Annotated in this window: 14 protein-coding genes; 2 read left to right on the plus strand and 12 right to left on the minus strand. The window is 66.5% G+C overall.

From position 1 onward, the window contains the following. Positions 1-457: 457 nt before the first annotated feature. On the minus strand, positions 458-1,861 hold the full coding sequence (fumC, locus tag AC1DS6_RS25205; RefSeq protein WP_441625692.1) for a class II fumarate hydratase: 1,404 nt from the start codon (positions 1,859-1,861) through the stop codon (positions 458-460). Positions 1,862-2,199: 338 nt separating this feature from the next. Further along, positions 2,200-3,357, minus strand: a complete 1,158-nt coding sequence (locus AC1DS6_RS25210) for a patatin-like phospholipase family protein (RefSeq protein WP_477103386.1) — start codon at positions 3,355-3,357, stop codon at positions 2,200-2,202. 367 nt (positions 3,358-3,724) lie between these two features. On the opposite strand from AC1DS6_RS25210, the gene AC1DS6_RS25215 reads away from it, so the two are divergent. Then, positions 3,725-4,390 (plus strand): FABP family protein, encoded by a 666-nt coding sequence (locus AC1DS6_RS25215; RefSeq protein WP_441625696.1) that lies wholly within the window; start codon positions 3,725-3,727, stop codon positions 4,388-4,390. A 79-nt stretch (positions 4,391-4,469) separates the two neighbouring features. Here AC1DS6_RS25215 and scpA read toward each other — a convergent pair whose 3' ends face one another. From scpA to AC1DS6_RS25260, 9 genes are read right to left on the minus strand one after another with little or no spacing between them, the layout of a single operon-like run. Continuing rightward, entirely contained in the window at positions 4,470-6,572 is a 2,103-nt protein-coding gene (scpA, locus tag AC1DS6_RS25220) for a methylmalonyl-CoA mutase (RefSeq protein ID WP_477103387.1), read from the minus strand. Continuing rightward, on the minus strand, positions 6,569-7,408 hold the full coding sequence (locus AC1DS6_RS25225; protein WP_477103388.1) for a Pnap_2097 family protein: 840 nt from the start codon (positions 7,406-7,408) through the stop codon (positions 6,569-6,571). The genes scpA and AC1DS6_RS25225 overlap by 4 nt, the downstream gene beginning before the upstream one ends. A gap of 1 nt (position 7,409) precedes the next feature. Beyond that, positions 7,410-8,690 (minus strand): MSMEG_0569 family flavin-dependent oxidoreductase, encoded by a 1,281-nt coding sequence (locus AC1DS6_RS25230; RefSeq protein ID WP_477103389.1) that lies wholly within the window; start codon positions 8,688-8,690, stop codon positions 7,410-7,412. A gap of 52 nt (positions 8,691-8,742) precedes the next feature. Continuing rightward, positions 8,743-9,030, minus strand: a complete 288-nt coding sequence (locus AC1DS6_RS25235; protein WP_477103390.1) for an MSMEG_0570 family nitrogen starvation response protein — start codon at positions 9,028-9,030, stop codon at positions 8,743-8,745. Further along, positions 9,021-10,049, minus strand: a complete 1,029-nt coding sequence (locus AC1DS6_RS25240) for a sll0787 family AIR synthase-like protein (RefSeq protein WP_477103391.1) — start codon at positions 10,047-10,049, stop codon at positions 9,021-9,023. The genes AC1DS6_RS25235 and AC1DS6_RS25240 overlap by 10 nt, the downstream gene beginning before the upstream one ends. Beyond that, on the minus strand, positions 10,046-10,591 hold the full coding sequence (locus tag AC1DS6_RS25245) for an MSMEG_0567/Sll0786 family nitrogen starvation N-acetyltransferase (protein ID WP_477103392.1): 546 nt from the start codon (positions 10,589-10,591) through the stop codon (positions 10,046-10,048). Before AC1DS6_RS25245 ends, AC1DS6_RS25240 begins: the two co-directional genes overlap by 4 nt. Then, complete coding sequence (locus AC1DS6_RS25250) at positions 10,588-11,721, minus strand: MSMEG_0568 family radical SAM protein (protein ID WP_477103393.1); 1,134 nt, start codon at positions 11,719-11,721, stop codon at positions 10,588-10,590. Before AC1DS6_RS25250 ends, AC1DS6_RS25245 begins: the two co-directional genes overlap by 4 nt. Then, positions 11,672-12,688 carry a Nit6803 family nitrilase gene (locus AC1DS6_RS25255; protein ID WP_441625712.1) on the minus strand — a complete coding sequence of 339 codons (1,017 nt, stop codon included), beginning with the start codon at positions 12,686-12,688 and terminating at the stop codon, positions 11,672-11,674. Before AC1DS6_RS25255 ends, AC1DS6_RS25250 begins: the two co-directional genes overlap by 50 nt. Before the next feature lie 44 nt (positions 12,689-12,732). After that, positions 12,733-13,215: an MSMEG_0572/Sll0783 family nitrogen starvation response protein gene (locus AC1DS6_RS25260; RefSeq protein ID WP_035811662.1), complete on the minus strand. Its 483-nt coding sequence runs from the start codon at positions 13,213-13,215 to the stop codon at positions 12,733-12,735. A gap of 419 nt (positions 13,216-13,634) precedes the next feature. Here AC1DS6_RS25260 and AC1DS6_RS25265 point away from each other — a divergent pair, with 419 nt between their 5' ends. Next, complete coding sequence (locus AC1DS6_RS25265; protein WP_477103447.1) at positions 13,635-15,026, plus strand: aminotransferase-like domain-containing protein; 1,392 nt, start codon at positions 13,635-13,637, stop codon at positions 15,024-15,026. Between the two features lie 122 nt (positions 15,027-15,148). Here the strand turns inward: AC1DS6_RS25265 and AC1DS6_RS25270 are convergent, their stop codons facing one another. Next, positions 15,149-15,982, minus strand: coding sequence for an AraC family transcriptional regulator (locus AC1DS6_RS25270; protein ID WP_477103394.1), 834 nt, complete (start codon positions 15,980-15,982; stop codon positions 15,149-15,151). Between the last annotated feature and the right edge of the window lie 79 nt (positions 15,983-16,061).

Raw genomic sequence — 16,061 nt, forward strand, 5'->3', positions numbered from 1 at the left:
TATCACGCCGTGATGGTTTCGTGGTGGGGTGGGCGCGGTGAAGAAGGTCCTGGTCCTAGCAATCCGGTGCCACCGCGCCCACGACGGAAACGGGGCGCTTGCAACTTCGTGGCCGTCCGCGCCGCGAGCGACAGACGGCCTGAAATTCGTGGTGGCCGCTACCGGGGGGACCACCACGAATCCCTGGGCATTGGCTGGGGCGTGGTGCTCCGAACCGGTGACGGCACGAGGCTAATAGAACCCGGGGCCTGACGACGAATCCATTGGGCTGCGCAACCCCGACACGCCAGCCTCCTGCAAGGATCGCTTTCTTTTGGTTACTTTTCTTTACGAGTAAAGAAAAGTGACACCTCCGTGTGCGTAAACGGCCAACCCCGTACAGCCGCGCCAGCAGCTAGAAGCGCCAAAACTCAGCCCCCCGCCGCCCGACCAGCAGCCCACCTCCCCCAAATCCCCCTCAATCCTTATTCGGATGCGTCATTTCAATCGGCACAATCCACCGCGCATATTCCTCCTCCGTCAGATAACCAAGCGCCAGCGCCGCCCCCTTGAGCGTCAGCCCTTCCTTATGCGCCTTCTTGGCAATCGCCGCCGCCTTGTCATACCCGATATGGCGATTCAGCGCCGTCACCAGCATCAGGTTCTTGTCGAGGTTCTCCGCGATCTTCGGCAGGTTCGGCTCGATGCCGATCGCGCAGTGATCGTTGAACGCGAGGCAGGAGTCGGCGATCAGCTCGATGCTTTCCAGCACGTTGTGGACCATCACCGGCTTGTACACGTTGAGCTGGAAATTGCCCTGGCTGCCGGCGAAGGCCACCGTCGCATCGTTGCCGAACACTTGCGCGCACACCATGGTCATCGCTTCGCACTGGGTCGGATTGACCTTGCCCGGCATGATCGAGGAGCCCGGTTCGTTTTCCGGGATGTTGAGTTCACCAATGCCGCAGCGCGGGCCGGAGGCCAGCCAGCGTACGTCGTTCGCCATCTTCATCAGGCCGCCGGAGAGCGTGCGCAGCGCGGCGGAGGTTTGCACCAGCGCATCGTGCGCGGAGAGGGCGAAGAATTTGTTCGGCGCGTCGACAAACGGATGGCCGGTGAGCGTGGCAATGTGGGCCGCGGCGCGCGCGCCGAATTGCGGATGCGCGTTCAGCCCGGTGCCGACCGCCGTGCCGCCGATGGCCAGTTCCAGCAGGCCCGGCTGCGCTGTCTTGACGGCGTTCAGGCCAAAATCGATCTGCGCGACCCAGGCGCTGATTTCCTGCCCCAGCGTAATCGGCGTGGCGTCCTGCAAATGCGTGCGGCCCGTCTTGACGATGTCCTGGTAGGCCTGCGCCTTGGCGGCCAGCGTATCGCGCAGGGCGCTCACCGCCGGGAACAGCTTGGTGTGGATCTGCTCGACCACGGCGATGTGCATGGCGGTCGGGAACGTGTCGTTGGAGCTCTGGCCGCGGTTCACGTGGTCGTTCGAATGCACCGGCTTCTTGCTGCCGAGTTCGCCGCCGGCAAGCTCGATGGCCCGGTTGGAAATCACCTCGTTGGCGTTCATGTTCGATTGCGTGCCGGACCCCGTCTGGAACACCACCAGCGGGAAATGATCGTCCAGCTTGCCGGCGATGACCTCGTCGGCCGCCTGCACGATCAGGCGGGCCAGGTCGTCAGGCAGCTCGCCCAGCTCGGCGTTCGCCTCGGCCGCCGCGCGCTTGAGGATGCCCAGCGCGCGAATGACCGGCCGCTGCCAGCGGAAGCGGCTGACGCCGATCGGGAAATTGATGGTGGAGCGCTGCGTCTGCGCGCCCCAGTAGCGATCCGCGGGTACGTCGATGGCGCCCATCGAGTCGGTTTCGGAACGGAATGCGGGCATGGGGATCACTCTCCAAACAAGACTACGTCAATGATGGCCCCGGCGCGGTGCCTGCGGCAGGCACCTTGCATCGGGTCGCGATAAACGCCAGCGCTGTCCTGCCGAGGGATCGTCCGCTCTTGGGTGTCCATGGCGAACTCCGGCCCGGCGTGCGGTGGCTGAAGTACGGGAGGCCGTGAGCCGTAATGGTCTCCCCTTTTGTGGAGGCGGCCCCGGCGCATACGTTGCCGCACCCGCCGCGAGCCAGGCTGAACGATATCCCAGCCGCCGGCCGCGGGCAATGAATCCCGACTAACCGGAGGGGTTCGTGCCGGGGGCCGCCCGGCAGGCCGGCGCGCTCATGCCGGCGCCGGCGCGGTATCGTGCACGGCAATCCCCTCGATGGGATCCATGACCCCGCGCCAGGGCGCGAGCCCGATGGCCCGCCTGGCATCCGCATGGCCTACGCTCCAGCGCGCTTCGATACCGCTCGCGGTGAAATCGATGTCCTTGGAAAGATCCTGGCCCCCGAACGGCGGCGCATTCAGTTCCACCACGTGCATGGTGGTATGGCAGCCCCAGCCCAGCAACTCCTTGACCGCGGCCGATTGCCGTTCGGGCTCCGGAATGTACTTGGCCAGCTCGCGAATCACATGGCGCAGCCGGTGCAGTTGCCTCTGCCGCGCCAGTTGGGTCTCCGCCCGGCTCGCATACTGGATGTCCCGTTGCCGGCCCATGGCGTCCCACAGCGTCTGCGGTTCCGGCCCTCGCACCGGCCATAGCTGCACGGTAAAGATGACTGAACTGCGGCGCGGATAATCATCGAGCACGGCTTCAAGCGGCGTGTTCGAGCAGATACCGCCGTCCCAATAGGCCTCGCCTTCGATACACACGGCCGGGAACCCTGGCGGGAATGCCGCGGATGCCATCACGTGCTCAAGGCTGACGGCGATATCGCGGTTGGTGAAGTAATGCATCTGCCCGCTGCACACATTGACCGTGCCCACGGTCAGCCGCGTGTGCTTCTGGTTCAGGTAAGGAAAATCCACGAGCGAAAGGAGCGTCTCGCGCAACGGGTCGGTCGAATAGAATCCGGCCCGTTCGACGCCAAGCTGCGCATGCAGGCCGAACCACGCGCCGGGATTGGGCACGAAAAAGTTGGGGATGCCCTGCATGACCGTGGCGAGGTCCGCGAGCTTGTTGTCGGCTCCGGGTAAGAGACTGGTCATCTCGAACGGACCACGCCGGGCAACCTGCTCCCAGAACTGCCGCAGCCGGGAAAGCCGGTCCGCGGCCTTGTTGCCGGCGATGATCGAGCCATTGATCGCCCCGATCGACGTGCCAATGACCCAGTCCGGTTCGATGCCCGCCTCGTGCAGCGCCTGGTAGACGCCGCCCTGGTAGGCACCAAGCGCTCCACCGCCTTGCAGCACAAGCACTACCTGTCCCGGCAATGCCGGGCCGGATGGCTCCGGGATGCCTTGCCCGCCTTCATCGGCCCGCGCCTCGGTATCCATGGCTTTCCCCTTTTGACAGGCCACTTCGTGATGGCATCGGACAGGGTACTGGCGATCTCGCACGGCCCGTTGCCGTGCCTGGCTGACTATGAAGCCTAGCACTTTGCCTCGATCTTTCCAGCGACAACTTCCCGGGCCGTCCGGGTGTTCACGGGTGCTCCCCGGGCCAGGTTCACCGGCCCGGGACATTGCACGTGATTGGACCGGTACAATCGGCACGCCCGCCGAGCGCAGCGAGAATCCCAGGGAACCACCGGATGGCCCTGGCCGACGCCAGAAAAAGTGAACTTCAAGTCCCCGCGTCTTTCGCGGCCGGCCGCTGCGCGGCGGTATTTTCTTTTCTTGAGTACTGAGTCAGGGGATAGCAATGGAAGAGTCGAAACCGGCAGACCAGGTTGAACAGTCGGCACAACTGCATGACATCTACACGGAACCCTCCGATCTGGATGTCGACACGCTAAGCAATCTCGGGCCGCTGACAGGCATGGCCGGTATCTGGCAAGGCACGCGTGGGCTGGACGTCAAGCCCAAGGTGGATGGACCGCGAAAGCAGGCGTTCGTCGAGCGAATCGAGCTTCAGCCGGTCGACCCCCAGACCAACGGGCCACAACTGTTCTATGGTTTGCGCTATCACACGCATATCACCAAGCCGGATCAGGTGAAGACGTATCACGAACAAGTGGGTTACTGGCTTTGGGAGCCTGCTACCGGGAACATCATCCACACGCTTACGATTCCACGCGGCCAGACCGTCATGGCCATGGGCAAGGCATCCGCCGACGCGAAGGCGTTCGAACTGGTTGCAACGAAGGGATCCAGCACCGCCGGCATCAGCTCCAATCCCTTTCTCGAACTCGCGTTCGACACGGTCGAGTTCCGTATCAAAGTGACCATCAACGAGAACGGAACGTGGTCCTACGACGAGGACACGGTTCTCATGATCCGCGGCAAGACGGAACCGTTCCACCACACCGACCGCAATACGCTGACCAAGATCGGAGAACCCACGCCGAATCCGTTAGCCCGCAAATAGTTTGCTGGCGACAAGCCCGCCCTGACAGGCGCCCAGGCGCGGGACAAGGTTGCCTTGCCGCGCACGCTGGGCGGCGGCGTCATGGCTGCGGCACCGCGCGCATGACCTGGCCGAGCAGTCCGAGCAGTTCCCGCGCTATGCCGGCAACGATGGCTTCCATCGCCTCCCCCGGCCCGAACACGGCGCGCACGCCAATGTCCCGCAGTTGCCTGACGTGGCCGGCGGGGATCACGCCGCCGGCAAACACCGGGGCGCGCAGCCCGCGCTGGCGCAGCGCGTCGACCAGGCGGGGCAGCAGGTCCAGGTGGGCGCCGGCGAGCGTGGAGACGCCCAAGGCGTCGAAGCCGCCCTGCGCGGCCACCGCGGCGGCTTCCTCCGGCGCCTGGAACAGCGGGCCCAGCGTGACGGCAAAACCGGCGTCGGCGAGCGCCGCCGCCACCGCCTTCGCGCCACGGTCGTGGCCGTCCTGTCCCAGCTTGGCAAGCAGCATCCTTGGCGGGCGGCCCAGGCACGCGTGCAGCTTGTGGACCTGCGCGCAGGCGGCTTCCCAGGCCGGCGCCGCGTCGCGCGCGGCGGCGTAGGCCCCCGCCGCGTAGGCCGGGACCATCGTGTAGCGCGGCCACGCCTGCTCCAGCGCGCGCGTGCACTCGCCAACTGTCGCCCGGCAGCGGACGGCGTCCATGGTCAGGGCCAGCAGGTTGCCCTGCCCGCTGCGCGCCGCCTTCGTCAGCGCGTACAGGGCCTGTGCCACGGCCTCGCCGTCACGCCCCGCCCTCAGCGCCGCCAGCCGCTCGCGCTGATGCGCCCGCACCTGCCGTCCGTCAATCTCCAGGCAGGCCGGCGCCTCCCCGGCCGCCGCCTGGTAGCGGTTGACGCCAACGATGACGCGCTTGCCGCCATCGATATCCGCCTGCGTCCGCAGGGCGGCGCGATGGATCAGCCCATGCACCCAGCCGGACTCGATGGCCGCCAGCACGCCGCCACACGCGGCAATCTCCGCCATCAGCGCGCGCACCTGCCCGGCAACCTGCGCGGTCAGCGACTCCATCATGTAGGAACCGGCCCAGGGGTCGGCGATATCGCACAGGCCCATCTCGTGCTGCAGGATCCGTTGCGTGTCCCGCGCCAGCCTGGCCGAATCGGCACTGGGCAGCGCCAGCGCTTCATCGTACGCATTGGTGTGCAGCGACTGCGTGCCGCCGAACACCGCCGCCATCGCCTCCACGGTGGTGCGAACGATGTTGTTCTCGGGCTGCTTCGCCGTCAGCGACCATCCCGAAGTCTGGCAGTGCGTGCGCAGCGTGGTGGCCCGGTCCGTAGTGCCGCCGAGGCCACGGACGATTTCGCACCACAGCAGACGCGCGGCGCGCAGCTTGGCAATCTCGGTGAAGAAGTCCGTGCCCACGCCGAAGAAGAAACTCAGCCGTCCGCAGAAATCATCCACATCCAGCCCGCGCGCGCGGATCTGCCTGACGTACTCCTCGCCGTTGGCCAGCGTCAGCGCCAGTTCCAGCACCGGGTCCGCCCCGGCCTCCTGAAAGTGGTAGCCGGAGATCGACATGCCGTTGAACCTGGGCACATGCCGCACCAGGTAGGCCACCACATCCGCGCAGATCCGCATCGACGGCCCGGGCGCGAAGATCCAGGTGTTGCGGACCATGTACTCCTTGAGGATGTCGTTCTGGATGGTTCCGCTCAGTTGCCCGAGGGGGATGCCAGCCTCTTCCGCCGTCACCAGGAAAGCCGCCAGCACCGGCAGCACGGCCCCGCTCATCGTCATCGACACCGAGACACGGTCCAGCGCGATGCCGTCGAACAGGCGCTTCATGTCCTCCACCGAATCGATCGCCACGCCGGCCATGCCGACGTCCGCCTGTGCCAGCGCATGGTCCGAGTCGTAGCCGCGATGGGTCGGCAGGTCGAAGGCGACCGACAAACCCTGCGCGCCCTGCTCCAGCGCCTGGCGAAACGCCAGGTTGGAGGCGGTGGCATCGGCAAAGCCCGCGTACTGCCGGATGGTCCACGGCTTGCCCGCATACATCGAACGATGGGGCCCGCGCACGAACGGCGCCTCACCCGGCAGGCTGCCGAGGTGCGCCAGCCCCTCCAGGTCGGCGGCGGTATAAACGGTCTTGCGCGGCACCGCGCGTGCCGTGTCCGGCGGCTCTGCGCCAATGCTCATCGCACTCTCCATCGCTTGCGCGTCACCACGTCGGCAATCTTCTCGCCATCGCTGCCGCGCCGGATCTCGCACCAGTGCGCAAGACCGTCCGGCCGGATATCCACCGCGGAGAACGACAACTCCAGCGCTTCGCCGAGGTTGACGTTGCCGTGGAAGAACAGGTCCCGCGCCGCTACCGTCGGCGGCTCCTCGAAACGCTGCCATTGCCACTCGGCACGATCGACAATGGCCTGGAAGTTGGCGAAGTAAAGCAGGTCCGCGCCGTTGAAGTCGCCATAGGGGCAAGGCAGGTACTCGGCCGTGTACCGGCCATGGTGCCGGGCCTGCTCCAGGCCAAGATGCCCGCACCAGTCTCCCGCGCGAAAGCGCTTGGCCAGCGCGGCCATTTCCACCGCCGCTGCCGGCGGCGGCCCATCCACAGGCATGTTGAACGCGGCCCTGACCACCGAGCGGTTGTCCCGCTCGCGCTGGCGCCGGATAAAGGTGGATACCATCGATACCTGCGCGCGCCTGGCGCCAGAGCCATCGCCTTCCAGCATCAGTTCGTGCGAGCTGAAATGCCGTGCGCCGGCCACCCGCATCAACCGCGTGTCCACGGAGAATGCCGCGTTCTCGCCAAGCGCTTCGAGCGAGGCCTCCCGCAACCGGATCGCGGTGAAGGCCGCGTAAGCCTTGTTGCCTTCCGCGTCCCTGAACTCCGGCAGCGCCTGGCCGGACAGCTCCGCCAGGCCCTGCCAGTGCAGGTCGCCGCACGCCTTGAGCAGCCAGTTCTCCGACAGGCCGGTATAGGACAGGTTCGGCATGCCGGCGACATAGCTTGTGCGCGCGTCAAACATGTCAGGCCGCCAGTGCTTGCGCGCCGAGCTTTTCGCTGACTATTGCCGCCAGGTATTCGGCATCGCGGGCGATGCCGGAAAAGCGCCCGGAGCCCCAGGTGTGCAGCCACGGCAAGCCAAGGAAGTACAGGCCATCCTGCGCCGTCACGCCGCGCACGTGGCCAGGATAGCCGCGCCCATTGAAGACAGGTGCCTCCAGCCAGCTGAAATCCGGGCGGAAGCCGATGCACCAGACAATGGCGCCGATGCCGGCCTCGGCCAGGTCCAGTGCCCAGCGTTCCTCGCCCGGCGTCCATACCGGCGCATACGTGCTGGCGGCCGGCGCGGCGATGCCGTGCTTGTCGATGAACTTGTCGATGCTGGCGTTGATGCGGTTGTACGTGTCGTCCGCATCGTCGAGGTTGGCTTTCAGGTTCGGCGTGAAGCGCAGCTTGCCGTCATGGAAGTCTTCCAGCGCGCCAAACAGTTCCATGCCTTCGGTGGCGAACTTGCGCAGGTCGATATCGCGCCCGCCATCGCGGCCGGTCACGTAGTGATTGGTGTTGTCGCGCACGCCTTCGCGCAGCGGATGCTCCTGCACCGGCATGTCGTAGTACTGCATGTCGGCCAGCCAGTCCACCACGTCCCGGCCACGGTAGAAGCGCGCGCAGCGCGGGGCCTGGCCGACAGCCAGGAACACCTTGCGGCCCGCCAGGTGCAGGTCCTCCGCGATCTGCGCGCCGGACTGGCCGGAGCCCACCACCAGCACGCCGCCTTCCGGCAAGGCCTGCGGGCTACGGTACTCGGAGGACTGGAGCTGCCGGATGCCGGCGGGCAGGCGCTCCGCCATGCGCGGCACGATCGGCGTGTGATAGCCGCCCGAGGCCACCACCACCTGCCCGGCGGTGAAGTCGCCCTGCGAAGTGGAGACAAGGTAGCCACCCCGCTCCAGCGGCTTCACGCGACGGACCTCGGTATGCTCCAGCACCGGTGCGTTCACCATGCCGATAAAGCCATCGAGATAGGCGGTGATCTCGTCCTTCTTCATGAAGCCGTGCGGGTCATCGCCCTGGTAGGGATAGCCCGGCAAGGCGCACTGCCAGTTCGGCGTGACCAGGCAAAAGGCATCCCAGCGCTGGCTGCGCCAGGTGTGGGTGACGGTGTGCTTCTCCAGCACGAGATGGTCGATGCCGGCCTGCTTGAGGTAGTAGCTCATGGACAGGCCGGCCTGGCCGCCGCCCACCACGATGACGCTGTAGTGTTTGGGGGAGGTAGCCATGGATTCGCTGTGGGTGTCAGACATGATGCGTCCTTCGTTGATTGCTGTGAGATGCGTTAAGGCTTTCGGATGCGTGCTAACGGCCGAAGCCAAGCACGCGCACGGTGGCGTCCATCTGCGCGCTGAAACGCGTTGCCGTGTTCTCGATCTGTTCAAGCTGATCCATCGCGGACGAGCAGGCATAGCCATACTTCGCCCTGACGCGCTCCGAAGCGCTCGTCAGCGCCAGCCTGGCAAGCCGCATGAATTCCTCCAGCGCGTAGTCCTGCCCCGCGACAAAGAATTCGCTGACCACCGACGACGGTGAATAACAGGTGACCTCGCTCTGATCGGGCCAACGTACCCGGAAATGTGTCACTGGCATGGCCTCTCCTCAGGCATCGATCGGGTGGCGTCCCGCGCCGGGCAACCGGCCCGCGGGACGATAAATGCATCGCGCGCGAAGTCCCACAACAGCGCGGTTTCGCCGGCGCCGCTGACCGAGACCTGCCGCGAATCGTCGATGACGCCGATCTCCGCGCAGGCAATATCCCGCGCCCGGAATCGCTCGCTCACGCGCTCCGCGTCCTGCTCGCGCACGGCCAGCAGGAAGCCATAGCTCGGGAACGCCGTCAGCCAGCGCTGCAGCGGCACGCCCGCCGGCGCCGGAATGCGGTGCAGGTCGATCCGGGCGCCAACGCCGGAGCACTCCAGCAGCATCAGCGCCGTGCCCAGCGTGCCGGCCATGCTGATGTCTTTCGCCGCGGCGCACAGGCCGTCCTCGGCCAGCACGGGCAGCAGTTCAAGATCGGCCCGCAACCGCCCGGCGGGCGCCCCGGTGGAGGCATTCCAGTAGGGATACGGCTCGGCAAAGGCGCCGCGCAGGTCGACCGCCATCAGCAGCCGGTCGCCCGGACGCGCCGCGAAGCTGGAGAGCAGGCTGCGCGCCCGGCCGACGATGGCCACCGCAAGCTGGCCGTGATCGCTGCGGGCGTTGCTGTGGCCACCCACGATGGGCACGCCATACGCGGCCGAAGCCGCCGCCATGCCCTTGAGCACTTCGGCGGCTTCGGCCACGCCCGCGCTCCAGATGGCGTCCACCACCGCCAGCGGGCGGCCGCCCATCGCATAGATATCGCTGACATTGACCATCACCGCGCTGTAGCCCGCGAACCACGGCTTGGCATGGATAAAGTCGCTGACCATGCCCTCGATGGCGAACAGGAGGTAGCCGTCATGGTCCGCAATGGCGGCGCAGTCGTCACCCACGGCAACGGCCTGGCCGAGATCGCGCACCCCGCCCGGCAGCGCGCTGCCGAGCGACGCCAGCACCCCGGCGATATCGGTCTTGTGGCCGAAGCCGCGGCTGGCGCGCAGGCTTTCCACGATCTGCGCGACGTTCATGCTCCGCTCCTTCCCATTGCCGGCATGCCGATGCGCGGCGTCAGGCAAGCCGGGTAGTAGTCCAGGTCGGCCTGCATCAGGTGGTGCGGGCGGCCAAGCAACGTTTCCTCCGCCAGCACGTTCCAATGCAGACGGCGGAACAGCGGCACGTTCTGGCTCTGCACATGCGCGAGGAACTTCGTGCAGCCAAGCCCGTGCGCGCTGCTCACCGCCAGCCTGATCAGCGTGGCGCCGATCTTGCCGTGGCTGCGATATGCGGCGTGCACCGCGAGGCGGGAGCCAAACCAGACACCAGGTTCATCCTCGTGAATACGCACGGTGCCGACCACCATCTCCGGCGCATCCGCCTCGCACTTCACCGCCACCAGCAGTTGCGCACGCGCGTCGGTCTCGTCGCGGTCGTCGCCAGTGAAGATGCCCTGCTCGTGGCAGAACACCGCCCGGCGCAGCGTCATGGCCTGCTCCGCCTCCCACTGCGCCCCGGCCCAGCGGATGCGGAACGTGGTCGCGGCAGGCACCTCCACGCAAAGGTCGTCGCTCATGCCGCCACCTCTTCATAGGAAGACAGGGAGGAACACGCGCCGCACTTGCCGCAGCCCGCCTTGATATCCGCCGAGCGCATGCCCGCCGCGCCGATCATGGCGCCGAGCGGCTTGAGGATGGACTTCATGAATTCCGGCGGCGGCGCCGGATGGTCTTCCAGCGGCGTGCCCGTGATCGGCACGAAGGGCACCACGAAGGGATAGACGCCAAGCGCAACCAGTTCCCGCGAGATCGACAGGATGGTCTCCGCGCTGTCGCCAAGCCCCGCGAGGATATAAGTGCTCACCTGCCCCCGGCCGAACACGGCCACCGCGGCCTTGAACGCCTCCATATAGCGGCTGACGGGCACCGCGGCCTTGCCGGGCATGATGCGTTCGCGCAGGGCCGGCGTCACCACTTCCAGGTGCATGCCGAGCGTATCGATGCCGGACGCCTTCATGCGGTCGAACCAGCGGTCGTCGTCGGGCGGCTCGCATTGCGCCTGGATGGGCAGGTCGACGGCCGCCTTGATCGCAAACGCGCTTTCACAAAGAATGGCGGCGCCCCGGTCCGGCGTGGGCGGCGTGCCGGTGGTCAGCACCATATGCCTGACGCCATCCAGCAGCACCGCGGCACGCGCCACTTCGGCCAGTTGTTCCGGCGTCTTGCGCGCGATGGTGCGCCCCGCCGCGAGCGATTGCCCGATCGCGCAGAACTTGCAGGTCTTGCGGCGGCTCTCGTAGCGGATGCAGGTCTGCAGCACCGTGGTGGCCAGTACATCCGCGCTGTGCAGCGTGGCGATATGGGAGTAAGGCACGCCATCCAGCGTCTGCAGGCCGTAGAAGCGCGGCGCCTTCGGAAAGCTGATATTGGCAATCGGAATCGTGCCGCGCATCAGCGCGCTGGTGCCCTTGCCATCGGGCGACGACGCCACGAAGGGCGAGTGCCACGCGGTATTGGTATGCACAGGCACCATGATGGTCACGCCGTCGATGGTCACGGCCTTGTGGTCCGACGGCCCCGCGCCGCCGCGCCGGCTGGCGGCACCGGCCGCCGGGTCCAGCAGGCGCAGCCCTACCGATTGCAGCTCGGTCCGAAGTTCAGTTACCGACAGCCGGCTCGAGGCCGTCGTCATCTCGCTGGAGTTCATGTTGGGTGCTCCCGTGGAAGTTGGAGAAGGCGGCGGCCATGGGCGAGGCAGTCGCCGCCGGCCGGTCGTTGATCGCGAGGCTGAGCAGTTCCGGCCGGGCGTAGTGCCCCACCGAATCCATCATTCGCTTGCGCTTGGTGATGAGCGACATATCCAGGTCGGCGATCACCATGCCCTCGCCCTCGCGCAGCGGCGGCGCCAGGTGCTGGCCCTCCGGGGACACGATGGCGGTGTTGCAGCCGCCCCGCAGTGCCTTTTGCAGGCCGGGGTCGGTGGTCACGGAGGCGATCTGCTCGTCGGTCAGCCAGCCGGTGGCATTTACCACGAAGCAGCCGGATTCCAGCGCGTGATGGCGGATCGTGACTTCGATCTGCTCGGCAAAAATGGGACCCACCAGCGAGCCGGGGAACTGGCTGCAGTGGATTTCCTCGTGCTGGGTCATCAGCGCGTAGCGGGCCAGCGGGTTGTAGTGCTCCCAGCAGGCCAGCGCGCCCACGCGGCCGATCGCGGTATCTGCCACTTTCAGGCCGGCCGCGTCGCCCTGGCCCCAGATCATCCGTTCATGGAAGGTCGGCGTGATCTTGCGGCGCTTGAGCGCCAGGCGGCCATCGGTATCGAAGATGAGTTGCGTGTTGTAAAGACTGCCGTGGTCGCGCTCGTTGACGCCGAGCACCACCACCATGCCGTGCCGGCGCGCGCGCTCGGACACGGCATGGGTGACGGGGCCGGGCACCACCACCGCCTGCTCGTACAGGCGCATATGGTCGCTGCCGGATTGCACGGGCGGCCGCACGAAGGAGAAGTACGGGTAGTACGGCAGGAAGGTTTCCGGAAAGACGATCAGCTGCACGCCTTCCCGCGCGGCCTTGTCGATGGCCTCGCAGACTTTGCCGAGGGTGCCTTCGCCGTGCTCGAGGTCCGGGGAAATCTGGACCGCGGCCGCGCGCACAATGCGTTTCTGTGACATGGTGGTGCCCGCCTTTTCTATCTCTATCTGTCTCTATCTGTCTCTCAAACCGTCCAGGTATCCAGGATCAGCGCGTTCTCTTTGCGGTGGATAAGCTTCAGGTCCAGCACGTCGAGCGGGCTGATCGGGCGGATGCCTTCGATCAGCGAGGCTTCGCCGTGGCCGTAGAGCGCTTGCAGCGCGAAGCGGCAGGCGTAGACCTTGCCGCCCTCTTCCATGAACTTGGTGATCTGCTTGTTGAAGTTGAGATGGCCGGCGAAGGCCTCGTCGCCCAGCGTGGGAAAGCCGCGTTGCAGGCCCAGCGTGACGCCCGGGCCGTACAGCAGGATGGAAGTCTCGAAGCCCTTGCGTTGCAGGCGCGTGGCCTGCAACAGGTTGACGAAGCCGATCGAGCCCTCGAAGGCGACGGTGTGGAAGGTGACCAGCGCCTTCTCGCCCGGCTCCGCCTTCACGTCCTCGAAGACCTTCTCTTCGTAGTCGACCAGGAAATCGCCTTTCTTGTGGGCCGGTTTGTTGACTGCGGGCATGCTGTGCTCCATAGGGTGGGTGGGTCTGTCGATCGCCCGCGCATTTCGTTCGCGTATTCGTTCGATCGATCGGCCGGGGGGCCGACACCACTCCATGAGCACGGGCTATGCCATCTACCCCGCCGATCAATGCAATCAATTAGCGATCAAGCAGGGAATCGTTCATTGATCGCATGGATGATTTTCCGGATGGTGGAAGCGGCGGAAATCGACTGTGCACAGACCGGTACAGGCCAATATGGGGCATGCACTGGGGCGGAACGCGCCGGCCCCGCGCGGACGCCCGGAAGCGGTGCAAGCCTGCGATCACGCACCATCATCGAGCACTAAAAAATGCAATCACTTAAGGCATATAAAGCGATCAATGTGATAGCCTGATGCCTCGGTACCTTGTACGCATGAATCGCCTGGAGCCCACCTTGTCCGGTCTTGCCAGCCACTGGCTGAAACGCCTCTCCGAGAGCGCCAAACCCGCCTACCTGACGATCCCCGACCTGATCGAGGAAGACCTGGCGAGCGGCCGCCTGCAGGCCCGCGACCGGCTGCCGGCGCTGCGCGACCTGGCCGAGGCGCTGCGGCTCAACTACACCACCGTGGCGCGCGCCTACGCGGAAGCGCGCAAGCGCGGGCTGATCGATGCCAAGGCCGGCAGCGGCACGTTTGTGCGGGGGCGCGCCCCGGCGTTGCCGCTGCGCGCGGGCACCGGTGCCGAGATGACCATGAACATGCCGCCCGAGCCGCCGGTGCTGACGGCGCGGCTGCGCGAGTCGGCCGGGCGCCTGATGGGTGCCAACGATCCGTACAGCCTGCTGCGCTACCAGGATTTCGGCGGCACGCCGGCCGACCGCGCCGTGGCCACGGAATGGCTCAAGCGCTACGTGCCCGCCTGCCGCGCGGATACCGTGCTGATCTGCCCCGGCATCCACAGCGCCCTGGTGGCGCTGGTATCGCTGCTGGCCCGCCCGGGACAGACCATCTGCCTGGATACGCTGGCCTACCCCGGCATCAAGGCCATCGCCACGCAACTCGGCGTGCAGTTGCAGGCCCTGCCCAGCGACGAGGAAGGGCCGCTTGGCCCGGCGTTCGAAACCCTGTGCAAGACGCAGAAGCCCAGCGCGCTGTACTGCAACCCGACGCTGCAGAACCCCAGCACCCGAACCATGCCGCAAGGACGGCGCGAGATCCTCGCGGATATCGCCCTGCGCTACAGCGTGCCGATCATCGAGGACGACGCCTACGGCATGCTGCCGCAGCGCACGCCCGACGCCATGGCCACGCTCGCGCCCGAACTCACCTACTACGTAACCGGCCTGTCGAAGTGCTTTGGCGCGGGATTGCGCATTGCCTTTATCAACAGCCCCACCGCGCGCCAGACCCAGCGCCTGGCCGGCACCCTGCGCGCCACCACCGTCATGGCGAGCCCGTTTAACACCTTGCTGGCCACGTCATGGATCAAGGATGGCACGGCGGAAGACATGCTCAAGGCCATTCGCGCCGAGAGCGTGGCCCGGCAACTGGTGGCCCGCGAGGTCTTCGCCGGGCGGCCCTATGATGCCGACCCCGAAGGCTTCCATCTCTGGCTGCCGGTACCGCAGGACAGCGGCTGGCGTCCGTCCGAGCTGGCGCTGCACCTGCGCTCGCGCGGCATTGGCGCGGTCTCGAGCGCGGCCTTCTCTACGGACGGCAACCCGCCGGACGCGATCCGCCTCTGCCTGGGCGGACCGGGCGACCGCGACGAGATGGAAGAGTCGCTGCAGATCGTGGCGGATACGCTGGACGATCCGCATCACCTGCATACGGCGATGCTGTAGCACCCGGCTATGGCTGGCGCCCGCAGGTAATCACCTGCCCCGCCCGCGCCCCGGTGTGGCCGCCCTGCTCCCATGTGACGGTGCCGTTGACGATCACGCAGCCGATGCCTTCCGCCGGCAGCCTACTTCACCGGCATGTAGATCCGCGTCTGCAATTGCGCGGGCGGCGTGATGCGAGGATCGTTCACATACTGCTCGAACATGGGAAAGTCCGCCGGCACCGCCCCGCTGTTCGGCAGCCACTCCGAGAACATCCAGTTATAGGCCTTGTTCATCTCGTTGTAGGGGCCCGTATAGGTCAGTATCGCGCAACGGCACGCCGGGATTTCGAAGCGCACCAGTTCCTCTCCCAGGTCCGCATCCGGCGCAACCGACATGCCGGCCAGCGAACGCAACTGGTCAACCGGCACCTGCTCGGGATCGTCGAAGTACACACCGAAACCGGCGGTTTCCTGGCTGGCAACGCCGCGGCTGGCCGCCAGCATGAAGACGCGGGCGAACACCGGGCCGATTTCCTGATAGCTGCCGTGATGGCGCAGCGCGGCCAGCATGGTGCCAGGAAAGGTTTCGATCGTGATGGGATACATGGATAGCTCCTGAGGGTCGAAGGGACGGGAGCGGGCTGCGCGATACCGTCCCGGCGGCATGCCGAAGGTCGCGCCAAAGGCCCGGATGAACGCTGCGTCCGACTCATATCCGGCACGCAGCGCCACATCACGCAATGAAGCTTCCGGACCCGCCAGCGCAACGGCCGCACGGTGCATGCGGATGCGTTGCACCGTGGCCTTCACCGTTTCTCCCATCATCGCGCGATAGACGCGATGGAAGTGATACGGGGACAGGCAGGCCAGGTCCGCCAGCCGGTACAGGTCCGGGTCAGCGTCGGGATGGCTTGCCAGCCAGCGCAGGACGGGGTCCAGGCGCTGGGCGTACTGGTTTCGGGTTTCGGGCTTCATGTGGTCTCCATGGCGCGCAATGTACCGGAGGGAGCCTTGCAGATTTTGCGGTTTTTTGAGTTCATCCGACTTTCGTGTG

Source organism: Cupriavidus sp. 05L310, from assembly GCF_056398185.1.